Source organism: Mitsuaria sp. CC2 (assembly GCF_048957715.1).
Taxonomy (GTDB): domain Bacteria; phylum Pseudomonadota; class Gammaproteobacteria; order Burkholderiales; family Burkholderiaceae_C; genus Roseateles.
The window spans coordinates 343,822-368,381 of sequence record NZ_JARVXN010000013.1 but is presented as its reverse complement, the minus strand read 5'-3'; the positions used below and the strand labels follow the sequence as shown (position 1 = coordinate 368,381).

The following is a 24,560-nucleotide window of genomic DNA, read 5'->3' as shown; positions in this document are numbered from 1 at the left end:
GGGGTGGACTCCTTACTGCAAGGGGGACGCCTGGAGCGCGAAGCGCACCGGGTACTCGACCCAGCTGACCAGTCGCTGGTCGCCGCGTCGGGCAGGGACGAAAGGACAGGATTCGGCGACGCGACGCGCGGCTTCGTCCAGCAGGCGCCAGCCGCTGCCGCCGGCCACGACGACTTCGGCCGCATGACCGTCGGCGTCGACCTTCACGCGCAGCACGACCCGGCCCTCGATGCCGCGATCGCGCAGCATCCCCGGGTAGTGACGCTCGATCTGCCGGGCGCTGCAGGCGCGATGGTCGGCGGGTATCTGGACCGGGACATCGGTCGTCGCCGGTGCCGGGACGGTCGCCGGATCTGGCGAGGACGTCGTTGCCGCCGTCGAGACCGCGGCGACCGCGACGGGGCCGGCCACCGCCGTGCCCTGATCGGGCGCAGCCGCCGCAGGAGGGTCGAATCGCAGCGGCGTCGCGGCGACGGCGATCGGCGGCGTGACCTCGATCTGCACGGGCGGCGGCGGGATGTCCGGCGTCGGAGGAACGCTCAACGCTGAGCGGGGCAATTCGATGGGAATGGACGACGGAGGCGTCGCTTCCGATGTCGGCTTCGAAGGCACCAGACGTGCGCTGATCGTCAGCGGCACGGGCGCGGGCGGCCGCTTCGGCGCGAAGGCGTTCACCAGCGCCAGCAGCATGGCCGCGTGGATCGCCCCGGTCACGGCCCAGCCGGTCCAACGAGGACTCATGCGCGCGCTCCCACTGCGCCCGCCAGCATCGGCAGGATCGCGAGCCCGTGTTCATCGCGGAGCAGCCGCAGGCGCGTGTCGTAGAGCTGTTCCAGCAGCGGCAGGGTCGCCGGCAGCGCGTCGCAGTCGGCCAGCAGCCGGCCCGACTTCATGAGCCAGAGCCGGTCGAAATGATTCATCGCGAGGTTGAGGTCGTGCAGCACCGCCACCAGCGCGTGGCCACGCTGTGTCGCGAAGTCTGACATCGCCGCCATCAGCGAGACGCTCAGTCCCGGATCGAGCGCGGCCACCGGCTCGTCGACGAGCAGCAACCCGTCGCGCGCATCCCAAGCCTGCGCGAACACACGCGCCAGCTGGACGCGCGCCTGTTCGCCGCCGGACAGCGTGTCGAAGCGGCGACCGTGCAGGTGCTCGGCCTGCGCTTGCGTCAAAGCCTCGCGCACGATCGCGTCCTGGCGCCCGTCGCCTTGGCGTGCGACGCGGCCGAGGGCGACGACGAGCTCGACCGGCAGTCCGAAGGCGACACCATGCTGCTGCGGCAGTACCGCGCGGCGTTGCGCCAATGCCGCCAGCGACCACGTGCCGAGCGGTTGTCCATCGAAATGCAGCGCGCCGGCCGCCGGACGCAGCTCGCGCGCGATGAGTCGCAGCAACGTCGATTTGCCGGCGCCGCTCGGGCCGAGGATCGCGATGCGTTCGCCCGGATCGACGCGCAGCGTCAGCGGGCCGATCGCAGCATTCCCCAGCGTCACGCGCACGTCCTGCAAGGTCAGCAGCGAGCCCATCACGCGCTCCCCATGCGGCGCACCGCGCCGCGCAGCAGGAAGAGGAACCACGGCGCGCCGATCAGCGCGCTGAACACGCCGACGGGGATCTCCGCCGGCACCGCCAGCGTCCGTGCGAGGGTATCCGCGACGACGAGCAGCAGCGCGCCGGCGAGCATGGCGTTGGGCAGCACATGGTGCTGGTCCGCGCCGACGAGCTGCCGCGCCAGATGGGGCGCCATCAGGCCGATGAAACCGATGTTGCCGCACCAGGCCACCGCCAGCGCCGAGAGCAGCGCCACCATGGTGATGCACTGCCAGCGCAGATGTTCGACGTCGATGCCGACGTGCGCGGCCGCCGCTTCGCCGAGCGCAAGTGCATTCAGGCGTGGCGCGACACGCAGCGCCAGCGTGCCCAGCGCCAGGAGCGCGCCGGCCATCACCGCAGCCATGATCCAGTTGGCACCGGCCAGCGATCCCAACGTCCAGAAGTTGATCGCGCGCAGCTGCTCGTCGTTGGCGATGAAGCTGCACAGGCCGACGACCGCGAAGGTCATCGCCTGCAGCGCGAGGCCGCACAGCAGCAGCGCTGCGATCGAACCCGGCGCGAGCCAGCGCGAGAGGCGGTCCAGCGAGAAGCACACCGCCAGTGCGCCGACGAAACCGGCCAGCGGCAGCAGCCACAGGCGGACGTCCGCGGGCAGCGCCGCATGCAGGCCGGCGAAGACGGTGAGGGTGAGGGCCACCGCCGCGGCCGCGCCGCTGGTGACGCCGAGCAGGCTGGGCTCGGCCATCGGATTGCGGAACAGCGCCTGGCTGAGCGCGCCGGCGAGGCCGAGCGCCGCGCCCACCGCGAGCGTCAGCCCGAGGCGCGGCAGCCGCAGCTGCCACAGCACGTGCGCGCCGCCGGTCTTGGCCGCGTCGCTCCAAGGCCCGTTGAGCCAATCGGCCGCCGCGATCGGCATCGCGCCGAACTGCACCGCCACGACCACCGTCAGCACCAGCGCCGCCGTCAGTAGCATCGGGCGCGACCACGCGCGCCGTGCCGGCACCGTGGTGATCGGCGAGGGCAGGGCGGATCCGACCGAGCTCATCGTGGCGTATGCAGAGCCTGGGCCAGTGTCGTCAACGCCTTCGGCGTGCGTGGCCCGAAGCCGAGCAGCTCCATCGTTTCCATCACGACCACGCGCCGGTTCTGACCGGCCGGCGTCTGCGCCAGTCCCGGCAGCTTCAGCAGGCCGTCGATGCCGCCGCTGGCGTCGAGGCCTTGCGTGGTCGCGAGGATCACGTCCGGCGCCGCGGCGATCGCTGCTTCGGGCGAGAGCATCTTGTAGCCCTGCGCATCGCCCAGCGCGTTGGTCGCGGCGGCGTAGCCGATCATCGCGTCGGCTGCCGTGGCGGAACCGGCGATGCGCGCCTGGTTCGCCGCGTTCGACAGCACGAAGAGCACGCGCGGCGCGCGATGGCCGGCTGCGAGCTTCGTCACCTGGGCGCGGCTCGCGGTCCATTCGGCCTGCAGCTTCTGCGAGAGGGCCGTCGCCTGCCGCTGGCGACCGAGCAGCTCGCCCAGCGCCTTCGTCCGCTCGAGCACGCCTTCGAAGCGGTGCTCCGCGCGCAGCACGTGCAGCGGTACCTTGGCGGCCTCGAGCTGGCGCAGCACGGCGGGCGGGCCGGCTTCCTCGGTCGCGACCACCATCGTCGGCGCCAGCGACAGCAGGCCTTCGGCGGCCAGCGTGCGGGCGTAGCCGACGTTGGGCAGCTTGGTGGCGTCCGAGGGGTACAGCGAGGTGCTGTCCACGCCCACGAGCTCGCCCTGCGCGCCCAGTTCGTAGATCAGCTCGGTCAGCGCGCCGCCGACGGCGATGACGCGCTGCGGCGCGGCCCAGGCCCGACCGCCGAGCGTCAGCAGCGCCGCGGCCGGCGCCAGCGACAGGACGTGGCGGCGGCTCAGCACGGCACGGCCTCCGCCGGCGCGCCTTCGACCAGGCTCTCCAGCAGGTTGCGCCAGTCGCAGCGCTCGGCCTGGCCGGGCTTGCGTTCGCCGAACATCATCGCGATCGTGCGGCCCTGCGCGTCGAACAGCTCCAGCGAGCACACCAGCCCGTCGACCGTCGGCTTGCGCACCAGCCAGGCCGAAGCGATATGGTCTTCGCGCAGGTGCAGGTTGAAGCCCGGATCCAGTACGTTGATCCACGGTCCCATCATCGCGACCTTGTTCACCGGACCGCTGTGGATCTGGATCATCCCGGGGTTGCCGACGAAGACCATGATCGACACGTTCTCCTGCGCGGCGCGGCTCAGCAGCTCCTGCGCGCTGGACAGCGCCAGCGGCTGCGCGAAACGCGGTTCGGCCAGGCGCAGCGCCTGCGTGCGAGTCAGGCCGTGACGCTTGAGCAGACCGAAGAAATCGTGCGTGTCGCGCAGCGACGCCCACTCTCCGCGGAAGGCCGCGACATCGATGTGCGCGTCCGACACTTCCGCCGGCTCCTGCCACGCATCGCCGGGCTCGAAGCCGGGCTGCTGGTCATCCGCCAGGAAGCGCGCCACCAAGGCCTCGTAGGCGGCGAGATCGCTCTCCGGCTTCACGAAGACCTTGTGGATGGCCTGGCCGGCGGCGTCGAAGAACTGGAGGCTGCGCTGCACCGCGCCGTCGGACAGCCGTTCGGCGACGGCGAAGCCGTGGCGCCAGTGGCTGTAGAAGACGCGCAGGTCGATCGCGCCGCCCAGCACCAGGCCCATCTGGCGCTGCGGCCCCATCGCGCTGACGGCGGTGTAGACGCCGACCTTCTCGTGCACGCAGGACTCGTTGCGGGTCAGCGCCATGACCGGGCCCAGCGGCTCCAGCGCGGCGATCAGGTCCTGCCACGCCGCGCGCAGGCGACGCGCGCGCAGCGGGGACTCGTCGTCGGCGAACGGGCCGACGTGCGCGGCCAGCAGCGCGCCCTCGGAGATGCGCAGGTCGCTGGCGATGTCGCGGTGGCGCGCCTTGCGTTCCTGGCGCGCCGTGGCGAAGGCCTGTCGCAAAGCGGTGAAGCTGGCATGCATGGGGAACAACTCCTGGTCAGAAATCGGCGCGCAGGGTCACCTGGAAGGCGCGGCCGGTGGCGGTGTAGCTGTCGATCGTGGCCAGCGCCGCAGGCGTGGCCGCGCTGATGCCGGTCACGTCGCCCCAACGCCAGTATTTCTTGTCGAAGAGGTTGGTGACGTAGGCCGAGAACGAGAAGGTCTTGTCGAAGCGGTAGGCGCCGCCGAGGTCCACGACGTCGTACTTCTTCGGCGTGAACTGGCCGGCCGTGCTGACGTCCGACGGCTTCTTGCCCGAGCTGTGCAGCCAGGTGGCTTCGACGCCCCAGGGGCCGGACTCGTAGCGCGCGCCGACCTTGCCGCGCAACGGCTGCACGCTGTCCAGCGGCGTCTCGACGCCGTTCTCGATGCTGTGGCCGCGCGACTTCGCCACCGACGCGTTGACGTTGAAGCTCGAGGAGATGTCCCAGACGACACGCGCTTCCACGCCCTTGATGCGGGCCTGGCTCAGGTTGACGTACTGGAAGATCGCCGGATCGTTGGGCGTGAAGGAGCCGCGCACCATCTCCTGCGAGATGAAGTCGCGGTAGCGGTTGTCGTAGGCGCTCAGCTGCCAGCGCAGCGTCTCCATCAGCTTGCCGCGCAGGCCCAGTTCCCAGCTGTTGGCGTGTTCCGCCTTCAGGTCGGGGTTGCCGATGCTCTGGTAGCCCTGGATCGGGTTGGTGAAGCCGTTGTTGACCTGGTCCGGCGTCGGGGCGCGGAAGCCTTGCGCCCAGTTGACGTAGGGCTGGACGACGGGTGTCGCGCGCCAGATCAGGCCGATCCGCGGCGTCACCGCCTGGTCCGACAGCGAGACGATCTGGCCGGTGTAGCCGTTCTGCTTGGGCGACAGCTTGTAGTGCTCGAAGCGCAGCGCGGGAATGAGCGTGAAGTCGCCCGCCTCGATCTCGTCCTGCACGAAGGCGCCGGCCAAGGTGTACTTCGTGTCGGGGAAGGCCTTGCTCGGGAAGGTCTCCCCGGCCGGAGGCACGGTGCCGTCGCGCACGCCGTCGATCGTGTTGCGGCTGAGGTCGACGCCGTAGCTCAGGCGCTGGTTCGCGAGCTGCGTCTGCGCCTGCGAGCTCACGCCGATCACGCGTTCCTTGTAGGTGCCCAGGCGCGTGCGGTCGGGCGAGGTGTTGCGGTCCTCGGCGGCGAACTGGCGCGTCTCGCTGTCCTGCACGTAGACGTGCGTGGTCGCCTGCTGCAGCCACGCGGCGTTGAGGTCCTCGTAGCGGTGCGCCAGCGAGACCCGCGTGCGCTCCAGCTTGTCGTGCGCGACCAGCCCCAGCACCGCCGTCCCCGGCAGCGTGCCGGTCGCCGGCGGCGCGGTCACGGCCGTCAGCACGTCGGTGTCGACCTTGCGCTCGCGGTACTCGAGCGTGCCCATCAGGCGGTGGTTCGCGTTCACGCGATAACCGAGCTTGGCCATCACGCTGCGGGTTTCGACGTCGGTCGGATTGGGCGTGGTACGCGTGGCGTTGGGCGCGTCGTTGCCGCCCTCGTTCTTGGTCTCGTGACCGCGCTGGACTGTCGCCTGCACCAGGCTGCTCCAGTCCTCCGCGCCGAAGGCGACGGCGGCGCTGGCCCGCTTGGAGTCGTCGGCGCTCAGGCCGGTCAGCTTGGCGAAGCCGGCGAAGGTCTTGCCGTTCACCAGCAGGTCCTCCGGCGACAGCGTGCGCAGGCTCAGCGCGCCGGCCAGGCCGTCGCCGCCGTAGGAGGTGGACGTCGGGCCACGCAGCACCTCGGCGCTGACCAGGCTGTTGAGGTCGACGAAGTCGGCCCGGCCGCTCGCGAACGCGCCGAAGGCGAAGCTCTGCGGCAGGCGGATGCCGTCCACCATCATCAGCACGCGGTTGCCTTCCAGGCCGCGGATGTTGATGCCTTCGTTGCCCGAGCGGCCCGTGGAGGCGCCCGCCGCCGTGAAGCGCGGCGTCATGGCCTTGACCGAGAGATCGACCTCGTCGGACAGCAGGTCCTTCAAATCGCGCGCGTCGCGGCGATCGAGCTGCTTGCGGTTCTTCACGGTGACCGTGTTGGGCACCGCGTCGACCGAGCGTTCGGTGCGGGTCGCGGAGACGGTCAGTTCACCGAGTGGCTGGGGGGCCTCGGCGGTCGCGGTCTTCGCGGCGGTCGAGGTGGTCGTGGAGGCCGGCTGGGTCTGGGCGAAGGCTGGCGCGAACACCAGCGGGAAAGCCAACGACAGGGCGAGCGCGACGGGCGTCGGGCGCAGTGGCATGGTGACGAAATCCTTGTAGTTCTTGGATCTCGCACGGGCTGGCACGACGCGGGCTGGTGCGGGCAGGCGGTCCTCGCGGACGGCCGGCAGAGAGGGCGGAAGGGGAAACGGAGACGGAGACTGGGACGGGGATCGCGAGCGGGCGGACCGGTCCTCGGCCGGCCGCGCCGCTCAGCGGATCACTTGGTCAGGATGAGCTTGCCCAGCGAGGTCACGCGCAGCCGGTAGAGCGAGCCGGCGTGTTCGATCTCGACCTCGCGATCGTTGCCCATCAGCGCCTGGCTGCTGATGCGGCGGCGCTGAACGAGCGGAACCGCTTCGCGCGGCGAACCTGCGGCGACGCGTGCGCTGTCCAGCGCAACGGCTTGCAGGGCTTCGAGATGGGGGTGGTGGTGGGCATTCATGCGAAGCATCTTAATGAGAACGATTCGCAATATCAACCAAGAATCGCGATGATTGCTTTTTTCTTGATCGAACGCCGCTGGGACGGGGGGGACAACCCGGGCGGACGACGGAAACAGGCTGCGAATACTTCGCATGCAGAGCGCGGGCGGCGGGTCTTGTCCCCATTCGACGTAGGGATGAGGACAATGCGCCCCATCCGACCGAATTCCCAGGAGAAGAACATGAAGGGCGACGCCAAGGTCATCGAGTATCTGAACGCGCAGCTGAAGAACGAGCTGACCGCGATCAACCAGTACTTCCTGCACTACAAGATGTACAAGAGCTGGGGCCTGGAGCGCCTGGCCAAGCACGAGTACGCCGAGTCCATCGAGGAGATGAAGCATGCCGACAAGCTGATGGATCGCATCCTGCTGCTGGAAGGCCTGCCGAACCTGCAGGACCTGGGCAAGCTCTACATCGGCGAGAACGCCGTCGAGGCCCAGCACTGCGACCTGAAGATCGAGATGGGCAGCCATCCGCTGCTGAAGGAAGCCATCGCCTATTGCGAGAGCGTGCGCGACTACATCTCCCGCGAGGTCCTCGAGGAGATCCTCGCCGACACCGAAGAGCACATCGACCATCTGGAAACCCAGATCGAACTGATCGGACAGATCGGCGAGCAGAATTGGCTGCAAAGCCAGATGGGCGAAGCCAGCTGATCGCCAGCCCGCCCTCCCGGGACCCCAGCCGCCGCCAGGAACCCCAGCCCCGCCCAGCGGGGCTTTTTTTCGTCTTGATGACGAGACCGGCGCTGTGTCGTTGTTCACTGACAGTTGTCGGACGCGCCGAAGGGCTTCTGCAATCTAATTGAGAGGGATTCGCGTTTGCGCTAGTATCACGGCCATCCCAGGTTTTTCCTGACTCGCCGCCGCCATGATCGTCTGCCTCTGCCACCGAGTTTCCGACCGCGACATCCGTCGCAACGTCGCCGACGGCGTGCACAACTTCGAGGTGCTCCAGGACGAGACGCAGGTGGCCTCCGCCTGCGGCAGCTGCCACGACTGCGCGCGCGACGTGTTCAACGAAGCGCTGCGCCACTGCGCCGCTTCCCACGGCGTCACCTGCGCCAGCAGCCCGCGCGTCATCCCGATCGCGCAACTGGCCGCCTGAGCGCGCCGCTTCCGGCATGACGGCCGGACGAAAAAAACCGCAGACCGGTCGCCCGGTGCTGCGTTTTTTTTTGGGGCGTGGAGACGCCCGTGGCGCCCCCACTTCCGCGCCGATTACTTGGCGGCGGAAGCGCCTTCGGCCGGCTTCTCAGCCTTGTCGGCCTTCTTGTGGCCGGCCTTGTGCGCGGCGGTCTTGTCGCCGGCCGCCTTGTGATGCTTGCCGCCCTTGTGCTCGGCCTTGGCGTCGGACGCCGGGGCTGCGGTCGCTGCCGGAGCGGCTTGCGTCGTGGGCGCTGCCGGGGTGGCGGTGCCTTGGGCCATCGCGGCGCCGGCAATCAGCAGGGCGGGGATCAGGGCCAGGGTCTTGATGGTCTTGAAGGCTTGCATCTGGTTTCTCCAGCGGGTTGAACAAGGTGAGCAGACAACGACGCGGCGACACCTTGTGTTGACAGCCCGACGCTGCTTTGCAATGGGTTACGCAATCCGCACGGGTCCTTCACGCGTCAGGTCTTGCGCGCTGTCGCACGGGCAGGGCATCGGGCAAGATGCCGCGCACCCCTTCAGGAGACAGCGATGACCGCCCCCCACCACGCCTTCGACTGGACCACCGGCTACGCGAGCCGACGCAGCCCGGTCTTCGCGCGCAACGTCGTGTCGACCTCGCATCCGCAGGCCGCGCAGGCGGGCCTGCGCATCCTCGGGCAGGGCGGCAACGCGGTGGATGCCGCGATCGCGACCGCGGCCTGCATGACGCTGCTGGAGCCTTGCAGTAACGGTCTGGGGTCGGATGCCTTCGCGATCGTGTGGGACGGCAAGACGCTGCAGGGACTGAACGCCTCCGGCCTGTCTCCGCAAGCGTGGACGCCCGAGTACTTCGATCGCAAGTACGGCGCGGGTTCCTCGCTCCCGCTGCGCGGCTGGGACGCCGTGACCGTGCCGGGTGCGGTGGGCGGCTGGGTCGCCTTGAGCAAGCGCTACGGCAAACTGCCTTTCGCCGATCTGATGGCGCCCGCGATCGAGATCGCCGAGCGCGGCTACGCCGTGCCGGTGGTCGTGCAGGGCAAGTGGCGGCTGGCGTCGAAGGTCGAGGACCTCGTGTCGCAGCCGGGCTTTGCCGAGGCCTTCCTGCCCAAGGGCCGGGCGCCGGAGGTGGGCGAGGTGTTCCGCTTCGCCGCGGCCGCGCGCACGCTGCGTCTGATCGCGGAGACGAACGGCGAGGCCTTCTACCGCGGCGAGATCGCCGAGGCCACGGCGGCCTTCGCGCGCGAGACCGGCGGCGCGATCACCGCCGCCGACTTCGCCGCCTATGCGCCGGAATGGGTGGACACGATCTCGATGGACTACGCGGGCCACACGCTGCACGAGATCCCGCCGAACGGGCAGGGCATCGCGGCGCTGATCGCGCTGGGCATCCTCAAGCAGTTCGACATCGCGTCGCTGCCGGTGGACAGCGCCGAGTCGCATCACCTGCAGATCGAGGCGATGAAGCTGGCCTTCGCCGACACCTACCGCTACGTCAGCGACGCGCGGACGATGAAGGTCCAGGCCGCGGAGCTGCTGGATCCCGGCTACCTGGCCGGGCGCGCGAAGCTGATCGACCGCCGCAAGGCCCAAGACTTCCAGGCCGGCAATCCGGTCAAGGGCGGCACCATCTATCTGACCGCCGCCGACGAGAACGGCATGATGGTCAGCTTCATCCAGAGCAACTATCACGGCTTCGGCTCGGGCGTCGTGGTGCCGGGCTACGGCCTGTCGCTGCAGAACCGCGGTCACGGCTTCACGCGCGAGGCGGGACACGCCAACGTCGTCGCGCCGGGCAAGCGGCCGTTCCACACCATCATCCCGGCCTTTCTGATGAAGGACGGGCAGCCGCAGATGAGCTACGGCGTCATGGGTGCGAACATGCAGCCGCAGGGCCACCTGCAGACGCTGGTCCGCATGGTCGATCACCGGCAGCATCCGCAGGCCGCCTGCGACGCGCCGCGCTGGCGCTACAACGTGGGGCTGTCGATCAACGTCGAGTCGACGATGAATCCCGAAGCCGTCGCCGGGCTGCGCGCGCTGGGCCATCAGATCGCGGAGATCAACGACAGCTACCAGGACTTCGGCGCGGGCCAGTTCATCTGGCGTCTCGGCGATCCGGCGGTGGAGGGCTACGTCGCGGCGAGCGATCCGCGCCGGGACGGCGCGGCCGCCGGATGGTGAGTCCCCTGCCTTTCCTCACTTGTCGATGACGCCGGGGCGCTGATAGCATCGACGCCTTCTTCCTCCCCGGAAGCTCTCACGCCACGATCCACGATCGGAGCCGACGCATGACCAAGCTGCTAGACCGCACCAAAAACGACGCCCTGGCGTCGGTGCGCGCGCTCGGTCAGTCCGGCTGGGCGCGACGACCGTAGCGTCCTCACGGCGCTCGCCGGCCCCCATCGCCCCGACCGGGCCGGCCCGACAGGTCCTTGGCTTTCTGCGACCGCGACGCTGACGGCGTCCCGCTCGCCCGGTCCGCACCCGGCGCACGACGCCCCGTGCGGACCGCATCCGGAGTGTCATCATGTCCAACAGGACAAGCACGTGGGTCGACCGTTCGCTCGACCGCCTGCTGGATCTCATCCAGCTTCCCGCCGGCGATCTGCTGCGCAACCTCGTCTACCGGCGTCTCTGGACGTCCATCCTCATCAGCTCGCTGGGCGGGCAGATCACGCTGCTGGCGCTGCCGCTGACCGCAGCCGTGCTGCTGCACGCCTCGCCGACGCAGATGGGTGTGCTGACGGCCATGGAGCTCGCGCCTTTCGTGCTGTTCTCGCTGCCCGCCGGCGTCTGGCTGGACCGCGTGCGCAAGCTGCCGGTCTACATCGTCGGCGAGCTCACGCTGGCCGTCGCCGTGTTCAGCGTCCCAGTCGCCCACTGGATGGGCTGGCTGGGCATGCCCTGGCTGTACTTCGTCGGATTCCTGCTCGGCACGGTCTACACGATCGCGGGCAGCGCCTCTCAGATCGTGTTGACGCAGGTCGTGAGCCGCGACCGGCTGGTCGAGGCGCATGCGAAGAATGCGCTGGCCTCTTCGGGGGCGGAAGTCGCCGGCCCCGGCGTCGCTGGCGCGCTGATCAAGCTGGTCGGCGCGCCGCTGGCGCTGGCGGTGGACGCGCTGCTGCTGGTCGCCTCCGCGGCCATCCTGCGCGGCGTCAAGGTCAACGAGACCCTGCACCGCCTGGACGGCAGCGATTTCTGGCGCGACCTGAAGGCCGGCGTCGCCTTCGTGCGCGGCAAGCGGATGCTGGTCGCGCTGGCCTGCGCGGTCGGCGTCTGGCAGATGTTCAACCAGGCGGCGCAGGTGGTGCAGATCCTGTTTGCGACGCGCGTGCTCGGCCTGTCGGCGCAGAGCGTCGGCCTCTCCTACATCGCGCTGGGCGCCGGGACCGTGCTGGCGAGCGCCTTCGGCCATCGCATCACCACGCGCTTCGGGCCGGGCCCCAGCCTGATCGGCGGCTTCGCGATGTGCGGCATCGGCTGGGCGGCGCTGTGCGTCGCGCCGCCCAACGCGATCGGCGTGGCGGTCTTCGCGTTCACGCTGTTCATGTTCGGCGTCGGTGCGGTGTTGATCTTCATCAACTTCATCTCCCTGCGGCAGGCGGTGACGCCCGCTCCGCTGCTGGGCCGCATGACCAGCACGATGCGCTGGCTGATCCTGATTCCCGCCGGTCCCGGCGCGCTGATCGGCGGGTGGCTCGGCGAACACGTCAGCCTGCGCGCCGCGCTGGCCTTTGCCGGCGTGGGCGCCTTGCTGCTGGCGGCGCTGGCCTGGCAGGTCCGGGCCATCCGCACCGTGAAGGCGCTGCCCAAGGTCGAGGAGGAAGAGACCCCGCTGGGCGTCGAAGCGATGCCGCGGCTCCCTCCTGCGAGTCAGGCAAACGGCACGAACCTGCAGCCGGCCAACGGCAACTGATTGCGGTCACCCTCCACCATGCGCGTCATGCCAACCGACGACCCCATCCTCATCGACGTTCCCGAGCGCCTGGAGACGTCGCGGCTCCTGCTCCTCGCGCCGCGCGCGGGGATCGGGCCCCTCCTCAACCGTGCCGTGCTCGACGCGCAGGAGCACCTCAAGCCCTGGATGCCCTGGGCGCACGAGACACCCAGCGTCGAGCAGTCGGAAGCGGTCGCGCGGCGCATGCAGTCGCAGTTCCTGCAACGGCAGCACCTGGCGTATTACGTGCACGAGCGCGAGGCCGACGGCAGCGCCGGCGCGTTGATCGGCGGCGCGGGTCTGCACACGCTGGAGTGGAAGGTGCGCCGCTACGAGATGGGCTACTGGATCAGCCCGGCGCACACCGGGCGCGGGCTGGTGTCCGAAGCGGTGGTCGCACTGGCGCGGATGGCCTTCGGCCCGCTACGCGCGAGACGGCTGGAGATCCGCACCGATTCGCGCAACACGGCGAGCCGCGCCGTCGCCGAGCGGTGCGGCTTCTCGCTGGAAGGCCTGCTGAGAGACGACGCGCTCAACGTGTCGGGCGAGCTCAGCGACACCTGCATCTACGGAATGATCTCGGTCAACGAGTTGATCGACCCCGCGCGCTGAGGCGCGGCTCAGGCCGTCGGGCTGAAGCGGTCGACCGCGTCAGTGATGATGCCGTCGACGCCGTTGGCGATCAGCCACTGCGCGGCGGCGGCGTCGTTCACGGTGTAGACCAGCGCCTTCATCTCCGCCTCATGCAGGCGTTCCACCAGCGCCTGGTCCATCAGCGCGTAATGCGTGATGACGGCGCGGCAGCCCAGCGATTGCGCCAGCTGCAACCAGCCGTCGCCGTCGATCTTGTCGAGCAGCAGGCCCCGCGGCACCTGCGGCGCGGATTCCCGCGCACCGCGCAGCGCTTCCGGCTGGAAGCTGCTGAACAGCACCGTATCCGGCGCCGATCCTTCCCACAGTCGCAGCACTTCTCCGCCGACCACCTCGCCGGTGCGGAACTCGTCACCCGGTGTGGGTTTGATCTCGATGTTCAGCGCATGCTGATTGCGTCGCACGAAGGCGGCGATCGCTTCGAGACTCGGCGGCGGCTCGCCCGCGAAGGCGCGGCTGTGCCAGCGGCCGGCGTCGAGCCGCGACAGCTCGCCCCAGGTCCGGTCCGCAGCGCGGCCGCGCGCGCTCGTCGTGCGGTCCAGCGTCGCGTCGTGCAGCAGGAAGGGCACGCCATCCGCGCTCAGCTTCACGTCGCATTCGAAGGCGCGGTAGCCGTGGCGCGCGCCCTCGCGGAAGGCCGCCAGCGTGTTCTCCGGCGCGAGCTTGCCGGCGCCGCGATGGGCCACCCAGAAGGGCAGCGACCAGGGCCAGGTGGACTCGTCGGTGAGGGTGGGTGTCCGCAGCGTCATGTCGTTCTCCGTGATCGAGGATCCTCGCATCGACTCGAGACCGGCGTCGCGCTCAGTCGACGCGCTGCCCGGTCGCCGGATCGAACCAGTGCAGCCGCTCGGCGGGCGCCTTCAGCAGGACCTCGTCGCCGGGCCGCGGCGGGGCGTCCGTGCCGTCGATGCGCAGCGTGAAGGTCGCATCGCCGAGCCGGCCGTACACCAGCCGCTCCGCGCCCAGCATCTCGACCATCTCCACCTTCAGCGGCCAGGCCGTGGTGTCGCCCGCGACGATCTGGCCGTCATGCGGCAGCGCGTGTTCCGGGCGCAGGCCGAGGATCAATTCCCCCTCCCGCGGGGCCGGTTGCGGCAGCGGCAGTACCGCGTTGCCGATGACGAATCGACGGCCTCCGGCGCCCGCTTCCACGCGTCCCTTCAGCAGATTCATCGCCGGCGAGCCGATGAAGCTCGCGACGAAGGTCGTCGCCGGGCGGCCGTACACCTCCTCGGGCGTGCCGAACTGTTCCATGCGGCCGCCGTTCATGACGACGATGCGCTGCGCCAGCGTCATCGCCTCGACCTGGTCGTGGGTCACGAACAGCGAGGTGACGCCGAGTTCGCGGTGCAGCTTCTGGATCTCGAGCCGCGTCTGCACGCGCAGCTTGGCGTCGAGGTTGGACAGCGGTTCGTCGAACAGGAAGACCTGCGGGTCGCGCACGATCGCGCGGCCCATCGCGACGCGCTGGCGCTGGCCGCCGGAGAGCTCGCGCGGCTTGCGCTGCAGCAGGTGGGCGAGCTCCAGGATGCGCGCGGCCTTGTCGACGCGCTCGCGGATCTGCGTCTCGGACAGCTTGCGGATCTTCAGGCCGTAGGCCATGTTCTCGAACACGCTCATGTGCGGGTAGAGCGCGTAGTTCTGGAACACCATCGCGATGTCGCGGTCGGCGGGCTCGACCTCGTTGACGACGCGTTCGCCGATGGCGATCTCGCCGCCGCTGATCTCCTCCAGGCCGGCGACCATGCGCAGCAGCGTGGACTTGCCGCAACCCGACGGGCCGACGATGACGACGAACTCGCCGTCCCGGATCTCGGCGTTGACGCCGTGGATCACGGGGTTGGCCTTGGCGCCGCTGCCGTATTGCTTGACGACGTTGCGCAGGGAAATGCTTGCCATCGGAGTCTTCTCTCGTTTTACTTGTCGGCGCTTGGTGGTCGGCGATTGTTTCCCGGCGGTTGCTTCCCGGCGCTTACTTCTCGGCGTCCACCAGGCCCTTCACGAACCAGCGCTGCATCAGCACGACGACCAGCGCCGGCGGGATCATCGCCAACATCGCGGTGGCCATGATGATGTTCCAGTCGTTGGCCGCGTCGCCGCCGCTGATCATGCGCTTGATGCCGATGACGACCGGGTACATCTGCTCGTCGGTCGTGACCAGCAGCGGCCACAGGTACTGGTTCCAGCCGTAGATGAACTGGATGACGAAGAGCGCCGCGATGCTGGTCTTCGACAAGGGCAGCAGCACGTCCCGGAAGAAGCGCAGCGGACCGGCGCCGTCGATGCGCGAGGCTTCGACGAGCTCGTCCGGGATCGTCAGGAAGAACTGCCGGAACAGGAAGGTCGCGGTCGCCGAGGCGATCAGCGGCACCGTCAGCCCGGCGTAGGTGTTGAGCATCTTCAGGTCGGAGACGACCTGGTAGGTCGGGCCGATGCGCACTTCCACCGGCAGCATCAAGGTGACGAAGATGGCCCAGAAGAAGAAGTTCCGCGCCGGGAAGCGGAAGTAGACGATCGCGAAGGCCGACAGCAGCGAGATCGCGATCTTGCCCACCGCGATGACCATCGCGGAGACGAAGCTGACCCACATCATCTGGCCCACCGGGGCCTTGGAACCGCCGCCGGTGTTGCCGAACAGCGCGGCGGCGTAGTTGTCCAGGAAGTGCGATCCCGGCAGCAGCGGCATCGGGGACTGGACGATCTCCGCGGCCGTCTGCGTCGACGCGACGAAGGCGATGTACAGCGGGAAGGCGACGATCAGCACGCCGAGCACCAGGATCAGGTGCGACAGCATCGTCAGGGCGGGGCGACGCTCGACCATGTCAGTACTGCACTTTCTTTTCGACGAAGCGGAACTGCAGGACCGTCAGCGTGATCACGATGACCATCAGCACGACGCTCTGCGCGGCCGAGCCGCCGAGGTCCAGCGCCTTGAAGCCGTCGTAGTAGACCTTGTAGACCAGGATCGCGGTGTCCTTGCCGGGGCCGCCGTGGGTGGCCGCGTCGATGATGCCGAAGGTGTCGAAGAAGGCGTAGACCACGTTGATCACCAGCAGGAAGAACGAGGTCGGCGACAGCAGCGGGAAGGTGATCGTCCAGAAGCGGCGCCACGGGCCGGCGCCGTCGATCGCGGCGGCCTCCAGCAGCGACTTCGGGATGGACTGCAGCCCGGCCAGGAAGAACAGGAAGTTGTAGGAGATTTGCTTCCAGATCGCGGCCATCACGACGAGGGTCATCGCGTGGTCGGCATTGAGCAGGTGATTCCAGTTGATGCCCATCTGCTGCAGGCCGTAGGCGACCACGCCGATGGACGGCGCGAACATGAACAGCCACAGCACGCCCGCGATCGCCGGCGCGACCGCGTAGGGCCAGATCAGCAGCGTCTTGTAGACCGGCGCGCCGCGCACGACGCGGTTGGCCATCGTGGCCAGCAGCAGCGACACCGCCAGCCCGATCACCGCCACCAGCAGCGAGAACACCGCCGTCGTCTTGAACGAGGCGAGGTAGCTGTCGTCCTCGATCAGGTTCTGGAAGTTGGCCAAGCCGACCCACTCGGTCGACAGGCCGAAGGCGTCCTGCTGCTGCAGGCTCTGCAGCAGCGCCTGCGCCGCGGGCCAGAAGAAGAACACGCCGATCACCAGCGCCTGCGGCGCCAGCAGCAGCCAGGGCAGCCAGCGCGATCGGAACACCACGCGTTTCTGTTGGGACATCCGGGGAGGGCGTCGAAAGAGGAATCGGAAAGGGCGGGCAGACCGGAGCGCGACGGCGCCCCGGTCGGCTCAGCCGGGGGTCAGGACCTGTTGGCCTTCTGGAAGCGTTCCAGCAGTTCGTTGCCGCGCTTCACCGCGGCCTCCAGGCCTTCCTTGGGCTGCTTCTTGCCGGCCCAGACCTGTTCCATTTCCTCGTCGATGACGGTGCGGATCTGCGCGAAGTTGCCCAGACGCACGCCGCGCGACTTCTCCGTCGTCTTGCGGATCATCTGCTGCACGGCGACGTCGGTGCCCGGGTTCTGCTTGTAGAAGCCGCTCTGCTCGGTCAGCTCGTAGGCCGCCTTGGTCACCGGCAGGTAACCGGTGCGCTTGTGGCTCTCGGACGCGACGTCGGCCCTGGACAGGTACTGGAAGAACGCGGCCACGCCCTTGTACTCGGCCGGTTTCTTGCCGGACATCACCCACAGGCTGGCGCCGCCGATGACGGTGTTCTGCGGCGCGCCGGGCACGTCGGGGTAGTAGGGCAGCGGCGCGATGCCGGACGCGAACTTGGCGCTCTTCTTGATGTTGGCGTAGAGGCCGGAGGAGCCGGTCATCATGGCGCATTCGCCGGAGTAGAAGGTCGCGTCGGCGCTGTTGCCGCGGCCCTTGTAGACGAACAGGCCCTGCTTGGCCATGTTGGCCAGGTTCTCGATGTGGCGCACGTGCAGCGGCGAGTTGAACGTCAGCCGCGCGTCCAGGCCGCCGAAGCCGTTGTTCTTCGTCGCGTACTCGACGTTGTGCCAGGCGGAGAAGCTCTCCAGCTGCGTCCAGCTCACCCAGCTGGTGGTGAACGGGCACTTGTGACCGGCAGCCTTGAGCTTGGCGGCGGCGGCGGCGACTTCCGGCCAGGAGCTGGGCGGCTTGTTGGGGTCCAGGCCGGCGGCCTTGAACGCGTCCTTGTTGTAATGGAAGACGGTCGTCGAGCTGTTGAACGGGAAGCTCAGCATCTGGCCGTTGGGCGCGGCGTAGTAACCGGCGACGGCGGGCACATAGGCGGCGTTGTCGAACTTGGCGCCCGCCTGTTGCATGACCTGGCCCACCGGCACGATCGCGCCCTTGCTGGCCATCATGGTGGCGGTGCCGACCTCGAAGACCTGCAGGATGTGCGGCGCGTTGCCGGCGCGGAAGGCGGCGATGGCGCCGGCCATGGACTCGTCGTAGCTGCCCTTGTAGGTCGGGACGATCTTGTAGTCCTTCTGGCTGGCGTTGAAGTCCTTGGCCAGGTCGTTGACCCAGTCGCCGAGGGCGCCGCCCATCGAGTGCCACCACTGGATCTCGGTCTGCGCCGACGCGGCGGCGGGAGCGATCAGCGCGGCGAGCGCAACGGCCGAGGTGGCCAACAGGGATGTCGGGAGGTGCTTCATGGGTCTCCGATGCTCGGGGAGGGTGGTTCTGCGGTCCGCGGCGGACATCGTCGGTTGGACGGTCCGCCGAGGGCCGGCGAGGGCCGGCGAGCTTATCGATGGATTGTGACACTGGCGAACCGTCCGCCGAGGGGTGGACGGCGGCAGATCCCTAGAGTCCCTCGCCGGGGATGGCCCTCTGGGGGTGGGTTAGGATTCCAACCATTGCCCAGACCGGGCCGGCCGCCGATCGCGGCCATTCGCGAACGCCGCTTCCACGCCCGTGTCCAGCGGGTGCGGGGACCACAAGTCCAGGGCGCTGTCCGGTCGCGGGGCCTTGCCTTCTCCGCCTGTCTTTCCAGCCTGGCATCGGTTTCCGCTCCCCTGGACGCCGGCCTGCCGCAACCCCGGTGCGCGAGCACCTGGCCGCCATGAATGCACCGCATCTGCTGATGCCCGCCGACCCCGCGATGGCCGGCGACCTGAGCCAGCCGCACGCGCCCGCCGCCCGGCTGCGCGAGATTCCGTACAACTACACGTCCTTCTCCGATCGCGAAATCGTCCTTCGCCTGCTCGGCGCCCGGTCATGGGAACTGCTGGACCAGCTGCGCACCGAGCGCCAGACCGGCCGCTCCGCGCGCATGCTGTACGAGGTGCTCGGCGACATCTGGGTGGTGCAGCGCAATCCGTACCTGCAGGACGACCTGCTCGACAACCCCAAGCGGCGCGCGGCGCTGATCGGCGCGCTGCGCCACCGTCTGGGCGAAGTGCAGCGTCGTCGTCATCCGGAGGACGACGCCAAGCGCGATGCCTGGGTCGGTGAACTGCTGACGGCGGCGGAAGCGGCGGTGGGCGCCTTCTCCCACCAGTTCGACCAGGTGGCCGAGCTGCGCAAGCGCGCGGTCAAGGTCTTCGCGAAGATCACCGCCAAGGACAACGTCAAGTTCGACGGCCTGTCGCGTGTCTCGCACGTGACCGACGCGACGGACTGGCGCGTCGAGTACCCCTTCGTCGTGCTGACCCCGGACACCGAGGCCGAGATGGCCGCACTGGTGGCGGGCTGCTTCGAGCTGGGCCTGACGGTGATCCCGCGCGGCGGCGGCACCGGCTACACCGGCGGCGCGGTGCCGCTGGTGTGGAACAGCGCGGTGATCAACACCGAGAAGCTCGAGGCCATGCGCGGCGTCGAGATGCAGCGCCTGCCGGGCGTGGACCGCGAGGTCGCGACGATCTGGACCGAAGCCGGCGTCGTCACGCAGCGCGTGTCGGACCTGGCGGAGCTGCACGGCTTCGTGTTCGCGGTCGACCCGACCTCGGCGGAAGCGTCCTGCGTCGGCGGCAACGTCGCGATGAACGCCGGCGGCAAGAAGGCGGTGCTGTGGGGCACGGCGCTGGACAACCTCGCCTCGTGGCGCATGGTGACGCCGGACGCGAAATGGCTCGAAGTCGTCCGCGTCAACCACAACCTCGGCAAGATCCACGACGTCGAGGTCGCGAGCTTCGACCTGCACTACTACGACGCGACCGGCAAGACGCTGGAACGCACCGAACGCCTGGACATCCCCGGGCGCACCTTCCGCAAGGAAGGCCTGGGCAAGGACGTGACGGACAAGTTCCTCGCGGGCCTGCCCGGCATCCAGAAGGAAGGCTGCGACGGCCTGATCACCAGCGCGCGCTGGATCGTGCACCGCATGCCGGCGCATGTGCGCACGGTCTGCCTGGAGTTCTTCGGCAATCCGAAGGACTGCGTGCCGTCGATCGTCGACATCAAGGACTTCATGTTCGGCGAGATGAAGAAGCCCAACGGGGCCATCCTCGCCGGCCTCGAGCATCTGGACGACCGCTACCTGAAGGCGGTCGGCTATGCCACCAAGAGCAAGCGCGGCGGGCTGCCAAAGATGGTGCTCATCGGCGACATCGTCGGTGACGACGCCGACGAGGTCGCGCGCGCCACCAGCGAGGTCGTGCGCCTGGCCAACGGCCGTTCGGGCGAAGGCTTCGTCGCGGTCAGCGCCGATGCGCGCAAGAAGTTCTGGCTGGACCGCAAGCGCACGGCGGCGATCTCCAAGCACACGAACGCGTTCAAGGTGAACGAGGACGTCGTGATCCCGCTGCCCCGCATGGGCGAGTACACGCTGGGCATCGAGCGCATCAACATCGAACTGTCGCTGCGCAACAAGCTGGCGCTGGTCGAGGCGCTGCGCACCTTCTTCGCCAACGGCAACCTGCCGCTGGGCAAGGGCGACGACGCCGGCGAGATTCCGAGCGCGGAGCTGCTCGAGGACCGCGTGGCGCAGGCGCTGGCGCTGCTGGACGAGACCGGGCTGCAATGGCGCACGTGGATGCAGGAGTTGGACCTTCCCCGTGAAGGCGATCGCTCCTACTTCGAGCAGCTGCAGGACTACACGCTGCGCGCGAGCTGGAAGCGCCAGATCCTGAAACCGCTGCAGGACATCTTCGCCGGCGGCGCGTTCGCGCCCATCGTGGCGGAATGCAAGCGCATCCACAAGGAAGTGCTGCGCGGCCGCGTCTGGGTGGCGCTGCACATGCATGCCGGCGACGGCAACGTGCACACCAACATCCCGGTGAACTCGGACAACTACGAGATGCTGCAGACCGCGCACGAGGCGGTCGCGCGGATCATGACGCTGGCGCGCTCGCTGGACGGCGTGATCTCCGGCGAGCACGGCATCGGCATCACCAAGCTCGAGTTCCTCACCGATGAGGAGCTGGCGGGCTTCGCCGGCTACAAGGCCCGGATCGATCCGGAAGGCCGCTTCAACAAGGGCAAGCTGCTGCGACCCGGCACCGGCGGGCAGGGCGGCCAGACGACCTTCGCCGACCTGACCAACGCCTACACGCCCAGCTTCGGGCTGATGGGGCACGAGTCGCTGATCATGCAGCAGAGCGACATCGGCGCGATCAGCGAGTCCATCAAGGACTGCCTGCGCTGCGGCAAGTGCAAGCCGGTGTGCGCGACCCACGTGCCGCGCGCCAACCTGCTCTACAGCCCGCGCAACAAGATCCTTGCGACCTCGCTGCTGGTCGAGGCCTTCCTGTACGAGGAGCAGACCCGCCGCGGCGTGTCGATCAAGCACTGGGAGGAGTTCGAGGACGTCGCCGACCACTGCACGGTCTGCCACAAGTGCGTGAACCCGTGCCCGGTGAAGATCGACTTCGGCGACGTCACGATGAACATGCGCAACCTGTTGCGCAAGATGGGCAAGAAGAGCTTCCGTCCCGGCAACGCCGCGGCGATGCTGATGCTCAACGCGACCAATCCGGAGACGATCAAGGTGGCCCGCGCGGCGATGGTCGGCGTCGGTTTCAAGGCCCAGCGCATCGCCAACAGCCTGCTCAAGCGCGTCGCGCGCAAGCAGACCGCCGCGCCGCGGGCGACGGTGGGGACCGCGCCGATCAAGGAACAGGTCATCCACTTCATCAACAAGAAGCTGCCGGGGGGCCTGCCGAAGAAGACGGCGCGTGCGCTGCTCGACATCGAGGACAAGGACTACGTCCCCATCATCCGCAACCCGCAGAAGACGTCGTCCGAAGCGGAGGCGGTCTTCTACTTCCCGGGCTGCGGCTCGGAGCGCCTGTTCAGCCAGGTCGGGCTGGCGACGCAGGCCATGCTCTGGCACGCGGGCGTGCAGACCGTGCTGCCGCCGGGCTACCTCTGCTGCGGTTACCCGCAGCGCGGCTCGGGCCAGTTCGACAAGGCCGAGAAGATCATCACCGACAACCGCGTGCTGTTCCACCGCGTGGCCAACACGCTGAACTACCTCGACATCAAGACGGTGGTGGTCAGCTGCGGCACCTGCTATGACCAGCTTCAAGGCTACAAGTTCGAGGACATCTTCCCCGGCTGCCGCATCATCGACATCCACGAGTACCTGCTGGAGAAGGGCATCCAGCTCGACAGCAAGCAGGCCTATCTCTATCACGACCCCTGCCATTCGCCGATGAAGCTGCAGGAGCCGATGAAGACGGTGAAGGCGCTCGTCGGTCCCGAGGTGATGAAGAGCGAGCGCTGCTGCGGCGAGAGCGGCACGCTGGGCGTCACGCGGCCGGACGTGTCGACGCAGGTGCGCTTCCGCAAGGAAGAGGAGCTGCGCAAGGCGGAGACGCAACTGCGTGCAGCGGGCAAGGTCGGCGCCGAGGAGAACCTCAAGATCCTCACCAGCTGCCCGTCCTGCCTGCAAGGCCTCAGCCGCTACGGCGACGACATGCAGAACGGCCTGCTCGAGGCGGACTACATCGTCGTGGAGATGGCCCGCAGGATCCTCGGCGAGAACTGGATGCCGGAGTACGTGGCCAAGGCCAACCACGGCGGCATCGAGCGCGTGCTGGTCTGACGATCCGGTTCGGCTGAAGCGCCGACGAAAAAGCCCGCCTTCCGGCGGGCTTTGTTGTTGGGCGCGCTGCTCGCGCCCATGGAGGCCGTCGCGTCAGACGCGGAACTGTCCGACCTGCTCCACCAGCCGGTGCGCCTGCTCCCGCAGGCTTTCCGCGGCGGCGGTGCTCTCCTCGACCAGCGCGGCGTTCTGCTGCGTGCCCTGATCCAGCTGGGCCACCGCGCCGTTGATGCGGGTGACGCCCAGCGACTGCTCGCGCGACGCGGTGGAGATCTCTCCGATGATGTCGGTCACGCGCTTCACGCTGGTGACGATGTCGCGCATGGCCTCGCCGGTGTCGCCGACGAGCTTGGCGCCGGATTCGACGCGTTCGCCGCTGGTGGTGATCAGTCCCTTGATCTGCTTGGCGGCTTCCGCGCTGCGCTGGGCGAGGTGCCGGACCTCGGCGGCGACGACCGCGAAGCCGCGACCTTGTTCACCGGCACGCGCGGCCTCGACCGCGGCATTGAGCGCCAGGATGTTGGTCTGGAAGGCGATCGAGTCGATCGTGCCGATGATGTCGCCGATCTGACGGCTGGCGGCGGAGATCGCGTCCATGGTGGTCACGACCTGGGCGACGACGTTGCCGCCGCGCTGCGCGGCGCGGTCGGACTCACCCACGAGCTGATGGGCCTGCGAGGCCGACGCGGCGGTCTGGCTCATGGAGCTGGCGAGTTCTTCCAGCGCGGAGGCGGTCTCCTGCAGGTGGCTGGCCGACTGCTCGGTGCGCGCCGACAGGTCGCGGCTGCCCGCGGCGACTTCCGCCGAGGCGGTGCCAATGGAATCGCTGGCCTGGCGCACCTCGTTGATGGTGCGCGACAGCTGCACGCGCATGCGTTCAACGCCGGCCGCCAGGGCGCCCAGGTCATCCTGCTGACGCACGATCACCGGACGGGTGAGGTCGCCCGCGGCGACGGCGCTGACGGCGTCGTTCAGGTCCGCCAGCGGTCGGCCGACCCAGCGTCCGAGGATCCAGGTGACGCCCAGGCCCAGCAGCACGACGGTCGCCAGGATCAGGCCCCACAGCACCCACAGCGTGGCGTTGTGCGCCGCCAGCGCCTGCGCGCGCGAGGCCTCGGCGACGACCCACCAGCCGGTGGCTTCGGACTTGCGCGCCACGGCGAACGCGTCCTTGTAGCTGTCGCCGTAGACGGCCTGGACCTGCTCCAGCACGCCGTCCCCGTCGGTGGTCAGCGTCTTGACGTATTGCTCGGCCTGGTCGGCCGGCATCACTTCCGACAGCTTCTTGCCTTGCGAGCGCGGATGGGCGCGCAGCAGCGCGTCGGCCGGTGTCTTGCCCGGATCCAGGAGGTACAGGCCGCCGGTCTCGTAGAGCTTGACCGCGTCGGCCATCTTCACGAGTTCCTGCTGCAGGCCGCGCATGTCGAAGCCGATGAACAGGATGCCGACGACCTTGCCGCCCGCGTCCTTGATCGCCGAATAGCGGGTCATGTAGGGCACCTTGAAGAGCGTCGCCGGCCCCACGTAGGTATCGCCCCCGGAAAGCTTGCTGAACGCCGCGCCGGCGCGGTCCAGCGTCGTGCCGACGGCGCGCGAGCCGTCTTCCTTCTTCAGCGAGGTGGTGATGCGGATGAAGTCGTCCGAACCCTTGCGCGCGAAGATGGTCGCCACGCCGCCGGTGCGGCGGGTGAAACGGTCGACCGCGTCGAAGTTCCCGTTGAGCTTCTGGCCGTTGAAGGCCAGTTCGCCGTCGCCGTCCAGCGTGAAGGCGCCGCCTTCGAAGTCGCCGGCCAGCACGTCGTACAGCCGGTTGGCCGAGTCCCGCGCCGTGCGGTCCAGGGCGTCCGCGACACGCGCCACCGAAGCCGCTTCCGCCGACATGTAGTCCAGCGTGCGTTGTTGAGCCTGGTTCGTGAGCACCCAGGAGAGGGCGCCGCAGATGATCATCAGGAGCACCGCGATCGCGGCGCTGGACCAGATGGACACGCGACGGGCGACCGTCGCGCGCACGGCGGGAGTGTTGTTCATGTCCGGACGGCTCCGCGACAAGGCGGAACGGAAGTGATGGGGGAAAGCCTCCTCGCGCGTCGTTATGGTTTTTATCTTTGCGCTTTATCAAACTGTAGTGTGTATGA

Annotated in this window: 20 protein-coding genes; 6 read left to right on the top strand and 14 right to left on the bottom strand. The window is 68.8% G+C overall.

Going from position 1 to position 24,560, the window contains the following annotated elements; translation table 11 throughout:
• Positions 1-12: 12 nt before the first annotated feature.
• The 7 genes from PV762_RS09340 to hemP all read right to left on the bottom strand — a co-directional run bounded on the left by PV762_RS09340 (position 13) and on the right by hemP (position 7,211).
• A complete protein-coding gene (locus PV762_RS09340; RefSeq protein ID WP_421034747.1) occupies positions 13-741 on the bottom strand; it encodes an energy transducer TonB in 729 nt (242 codons plus the stop codon).
• Positions 738-1,526, bottom strand: a complete 789-nt coding sequence (locus PV762_RS09335; RefSeq protein ID WP_421034746.1) for an ATP-binding cassette domain-containing protein — start codon at positions 1,524-1,526, stop codon at positions 738-740. Before PV762_RS09335 ends, PV762_RS09340 begins: the two co-directional genes overlap by 4 nt.
• Positions 1,526-2,599 carry a FecCD family ABC transporter permease gene (locus PV762_RS09330; RefSeq protein WP_421034745.1) on the bottom strand — a complete coding sequence of 358 codons (1,074 nt, stop codon included), beginning with the start codon at positions 2,597-2,599 and terminating at the stop codon, positions 1,526-1,528. The genes PV762_RS09335 and PV762_RS09330 overlap by 1 nt, the downstream gene beginning before the upstream one ends.
• Complete coding sequence (locus tag PV762_RS09325) at positions 2,596-3,459, bottom strand: heme/hemin ABC transporter substrate-binding protein (protein ID WP_421034744.1); 864 nt, start codon at positions 3,457-3,459, stop codon at positions 2,596-2,598. The genes PV762_RS09330 and PV762_RS09325 overlap by 4 nt, the downstream gene beginning before the upstream one ends.
• Positions 3,453-4,550: a hemin-degrading factor gene (locus PV762_RS09320; protein WP_421034743.1), complete on the bottom strand. Its 1,098-nt coding sequence runs from the start codon at positions 4,548-4,550 to the stop codon at positions 3,453-3,455. The genes PV762_RS09325 and PV762_RS09320 overlap by 7 nt, the downstream gene beginning before the upstream one ends.
• 16 nt (positions 4,551-4,566) lie before the next feature.
• Entirely contained in the window at positions 4,567-6,807 is a 2,241-nt protein-coding gene (locus tag PV762_RS09315; RefSeq protein ID WP_421034742.1) for a TonB-dependent hemoglobin/transferrin/lactoferrin family receptor, read from the bottom strand.
• A 179-nt stretch (positions 6,808-6,986) separates the two neighbouring features.
• On the bottom strand, positions 6,987-7,211 hold the full coding sequence (gene hemP, locus PV762_RS09310) for a hemin uptake protein HemP (protein ID WP_067277199.1): 225 nt from the start codon (positions 7,209-7,211) through the stop codon (positions 6,987-6,989).
• Positions 7,212-7,433: 222 nt separating this feature from the next.
• On the opposite strand from hemP, the gene bfr reads away from it, so the two are divergent.
• Positions 7,434-7,910 (top strand): bacterioferritin, encoded by a 477-nt coding sequence (bfr, locus tag PV762_RS09305; RefSeq protein WP_421034741.1) that lies wholly within the window; start codon positions 7,434-7,436, stop codon positions 7,908-7,910.
• A 214-nt stretch (positions 7,911-8,124) separates the two neighbouring features.
• Entirely contained in the window at positions 8,125-8,361 is a 237-nt protein-coding gene (locus PV762_RS09300; RefSeq protein ID WP_421034740.1) for a (2Fe-2S)-binding protein, read from the top strand.
• Between the two features lie 113 nt (positions 8,362-8,474).
• Here the strand turns inward: PV762_RS09300 and PV762_RS09295 are convergent, their stop codons facing one another.
• Positions 8,475-8,747 carry a hypothetical protein gene (locus tag PV762_RS09295; RefSeq protein WP_421034739.1) on the bottom strand — a complete coding sequence of 91 codons (273 nt, stop codon included), beginning with the start codon at positions 8,745-8,747 and terminating at the stop codon, positions 8,475-8,477.
• Between the two features lie 186 nt (positions 8,748-8,933).
• Here PV762_RS09295 and PV762_RS09290 point away from each other — a divergent pair, with 186 nt between their 5' ends.
• The 3 genes from PV762_RS09290 (at position 8,934) to PV762_RS09280 (ending at position 12,936) form a co-directional block, all read left to right on the top strand.
• The gene (locus PV762_RS09290) at positions 8,934-10,565 is read left to right on the top strand and encodes a gamma-glutamyltransferase family protein (RefSeq protein WP_421034738.1); all 1,632 of its coding nucleotides are present in this window, start codon (positions 8,934-8,936) and stop codon (positions 10,563-10,565) included.
• 346 nt (positions 10,566-10,911) lie between these two features.
• Positions 10,912-12,303 carry an MFS transporter gene (locus PV762_RS09285; protein WP_421034737.1) on the top strand — a complete coding sequence of 464 codons (1,392 nt, stop codon included), beginning with the start codon at positions 10,912-10,914 and terminating at the stop codon, positions 12,301-12,303.
• A gap of 27 nt (positions 12,304-12,330) precedes the next feature.
• A complete protein-coding gene (locus tag PV762_RS09280) occupies positions 12,331-12,936 on the top strand; it encodes a GNAT family N-acetyltransferase (RefSeq protein ID WP_421034736.1) in 606 nt (201 codons plus the stop codon).
• An 8-nt stretch (positions 12,937-12,944) separates the two neighbouring features.
• Here the strand turns inward: PV762_RS09280 and ugpQ are convergent, their stop codons facing one another.
• From ugpQ to ugpB, 5 genes are all read right to left on the bottom strand, one after another.
• Positions 12,945-13,724: a glycerophosphodiester phosphodiesterase gene (gene ugpQ / locus PV762_RS09275; protein ID WP_421034735.1), complete on the bottom strand. Its 780-nt coding sequence runs from the start codon at positions 13,722-13,724 to the stop codon at positions 12,945-12,947.
• Between the two features lie 52 nt (positions 13,725-13,776).
• The gene (locus PV762_RS09270; protein WP_421034734.1) at positions 13,777-14,874 is read right to left on the bottom strand and encodes a sn-glycerol-3-phosphate import ATP-binding protein UgpC; all 1,098 of its coding nucleotides are present in this window, start codon (positions 14,872-14,874) and stop codon (positions 13,777-13,779) included.
• Between the two features lie 73 nt (positions 14,875-14,947).
• Entirely contained in the window at positions 14,948-15,796 is an 849-nt protein-coding gene (gene ugpE / locus PV762_RS09265) for a sn-glycerol-3-phosphate ABC transporter permease UgpE (RefSeq protein WP_421034733.1), read from the bottom strand.
• A gap of 1 nt (position 15,797) precedes the next feature.
• A complete protein-coding gene (gene ugpA / locus PV762_RS09260; protein ID WP_421034732.1) occupies positions 15,798-16,685 on the bottom strand; it encodes a sn-glycerol-3-phosphate ABC transporter permease UgpA in 888 nt (295 codons plus the stop codon).
• An 80-nt stretch (positions 16,686-16,765) separates the two neighbouring features.
• On the bottom strand, positions 16,766-18,091 hold the full coding sequence (gene ugpB, locus PV762_RS09255; protein ID WP_421034731.1) for a sn-glycerol-3-phosphate ABC transporter substrate-binding protein UgpB: 1,326 nt from the start codon (positions 18,089-18,091) through the stop codon (positions 16,766-16,768).
• 410 nt (positions 18,092-18,501) lie between these two features.
• Here ugpB and PV762_RS09250 point away from each other — a divergent pair, with 410 nt between their 5' ends.
• Positions 18,502-22,425, top strand: coding sequence for a DUF3683 domain-containing protein (locus tag PV762_RS09250; RefSeq protein WP_421034730.1), 3,924 nt, complete (start codon positions 18,502-18,504; stop codon positions 22,423-22,425).
• A 93-nt stretch (positions 22,426-22,518) separates the two neighbouring features.
• On the opposite strand, the gene PV762_RS09245 is transcribed toward PV762_RS09250, so the two are convergent.
• Positions 22,519-24,453: a Cache 3/Cache 2 fusion domain-containing protein gene (locus tag PV762_RS09245; RefSeq protein ID WP_421034729.1), complete on the bottom strand. Its 1,935-nt coding sequence runs from the start codon at positions 24,451-24,453 to the stop codon at positions 22,519-22,521.
• Positions 24,454-24,560: the final 107 nt, after the last annotated feature.

What these genes read in the sequence shown, in the direction of transcription:
- PV762_RS09245 (WP_421034729.1), bottom strand. Translation starts at nt 24,453, where the DNA reads ATGAACAACACTCCCGCCGTGCGCGCGACGGTCGCCCGTCGCGTGTCC.
- PV762_RS09335 (WP_421034746.1), bottom strand. Translation starts at nt 1,526, where the DNA reads ATGGGCTCGCTGCTGACCTTGCAGGACGTGCGCGTGACGCTGGGGAAT.
- PV762_RS09315 (WP_421034742.1), bottom strand. Translation starts at nt 6,807, where the DNA reads ATGCCACTGCGCCCGACGCCCGTCGCGCTCGCCCTGTCGTTGGCTTTC.
- ugpA (WP_421034732.1), bottom strand. Translation starts at nt 16,685, where the DNA reads ATGTCCCAACAGAAACGCGTGGTGTTCCGATCGCGCTGGCTGCCCTGG.
- ugpB (WP_421034731.1), bottom strand. Translation starts at nt 18,091, where the DNA reads ATGAAGCACCTCCCGACATCCCTGTTGGCCACCTCGGCCGTTGCGCTC.
- PV762_RS09340 (WP_421034747.1), bottom strand. Translation starts at nt 741, where the DNA reads ATGAGTCCTCGTTGGACCGGCTGGGCCGTGACCGGGGCGATCCACGCG.
- ugpQ (WP_421034735.1), bottom strand. Translation starts at nt 13,724, where the DNA reads ATGACGCTGCGGACACCCACCCTCACCGACGAGTCCACCTGGCCCTGG.
- PV762_RS09250 (WP_421034730.1), top strand. Translation starts at nt 18,502, where the DNA reads ATGAATGCACCGCATCTGCTGATGCCCGCCGACCCCGCGATGGCCGGC.
- PV762_RS09285 (WP_421034737.1), top strand. Translation starts at nt 10,912, where the DNA reads ATGTCCAACAGGACAAGCACGTGGGTCGACCGTTCGCTCGACCGCCTG.
- PV762_RS09330 (WP_421034745.1), bottom strand. Translation starts at nt 2,599, where the DNA reads ATGAGCTCGGTCGGATCCGCCCTGCCCTCGCCGATCACCACGGTGCCG.
- PV762_RS09270 (WP_421034734.1), bottom strand. Translation starts at nt 14,874, where the DNA reads ATGGCAAGCATTTCCCTGCGCAACGTCGTCAAGCAATACGGCAGCGGC.
- PV762_RS09290 (WP_421034738.1), top strand. Translation starts at nt 8,934, where the DNA reads ATGACCGCCCCCCACCACGCCTTCGACTGGACCACCGGCTACGCGAGC.
- PV762_RS09280 (WP_421034736.1), top strand. Translation starts at nt 12,331, where the DNA reads ATGCCAACCGACGACCCCATCCTCATCGACGTTCCCGAGCGCCTGGAG.
- ugpE (WP_421034733.1), bottom strand. Translation starts at nt 15,796, where the DNA reads ATGGTCGAGCGTCGCCCCGCCCTGACGATGCTGTCGCACCTGATCCTG.
- hemP (WP_067277199.1), bottom strand. Translation starts at nt 7,211, where the DNA reads ATGAATGCCCACCACCACCCCCATCTCGAAGCCCTGCAAGCCGTTGCG.
- bfr (WP_421034741.1), top strand. Translation starts at nt 7,434, where the DNA reads ATGAAGGGCGACGCCAAGGTCATCGAGTATCTGAACGCGCAGCTGAAG.
- PV762_RS09300 (WP_421034740.1), top strand. Translation starts at nt 8,125, where the DNA reads ATGATCGTCTGCCTCTGCCACCGAGTTTCCGACCGCGACATCCGTCGC.
- PV762_RS09320 (WP_421034743.1), bottom strand. Translation starts at nt 4,550, where the DNA reads ATGCATGCCAGCTTCACCGCTTTGCGACAGGCCTTCGCCACGGCGCGC.
- PV762_RS09295 (WP_421034739.1), bottom strand. Translation starts at nt 8,747, where the DNA reads ATGCAAGCCTTCAAGACCATCAAGACCCTGGCCCTGATCCCCGCCCTG.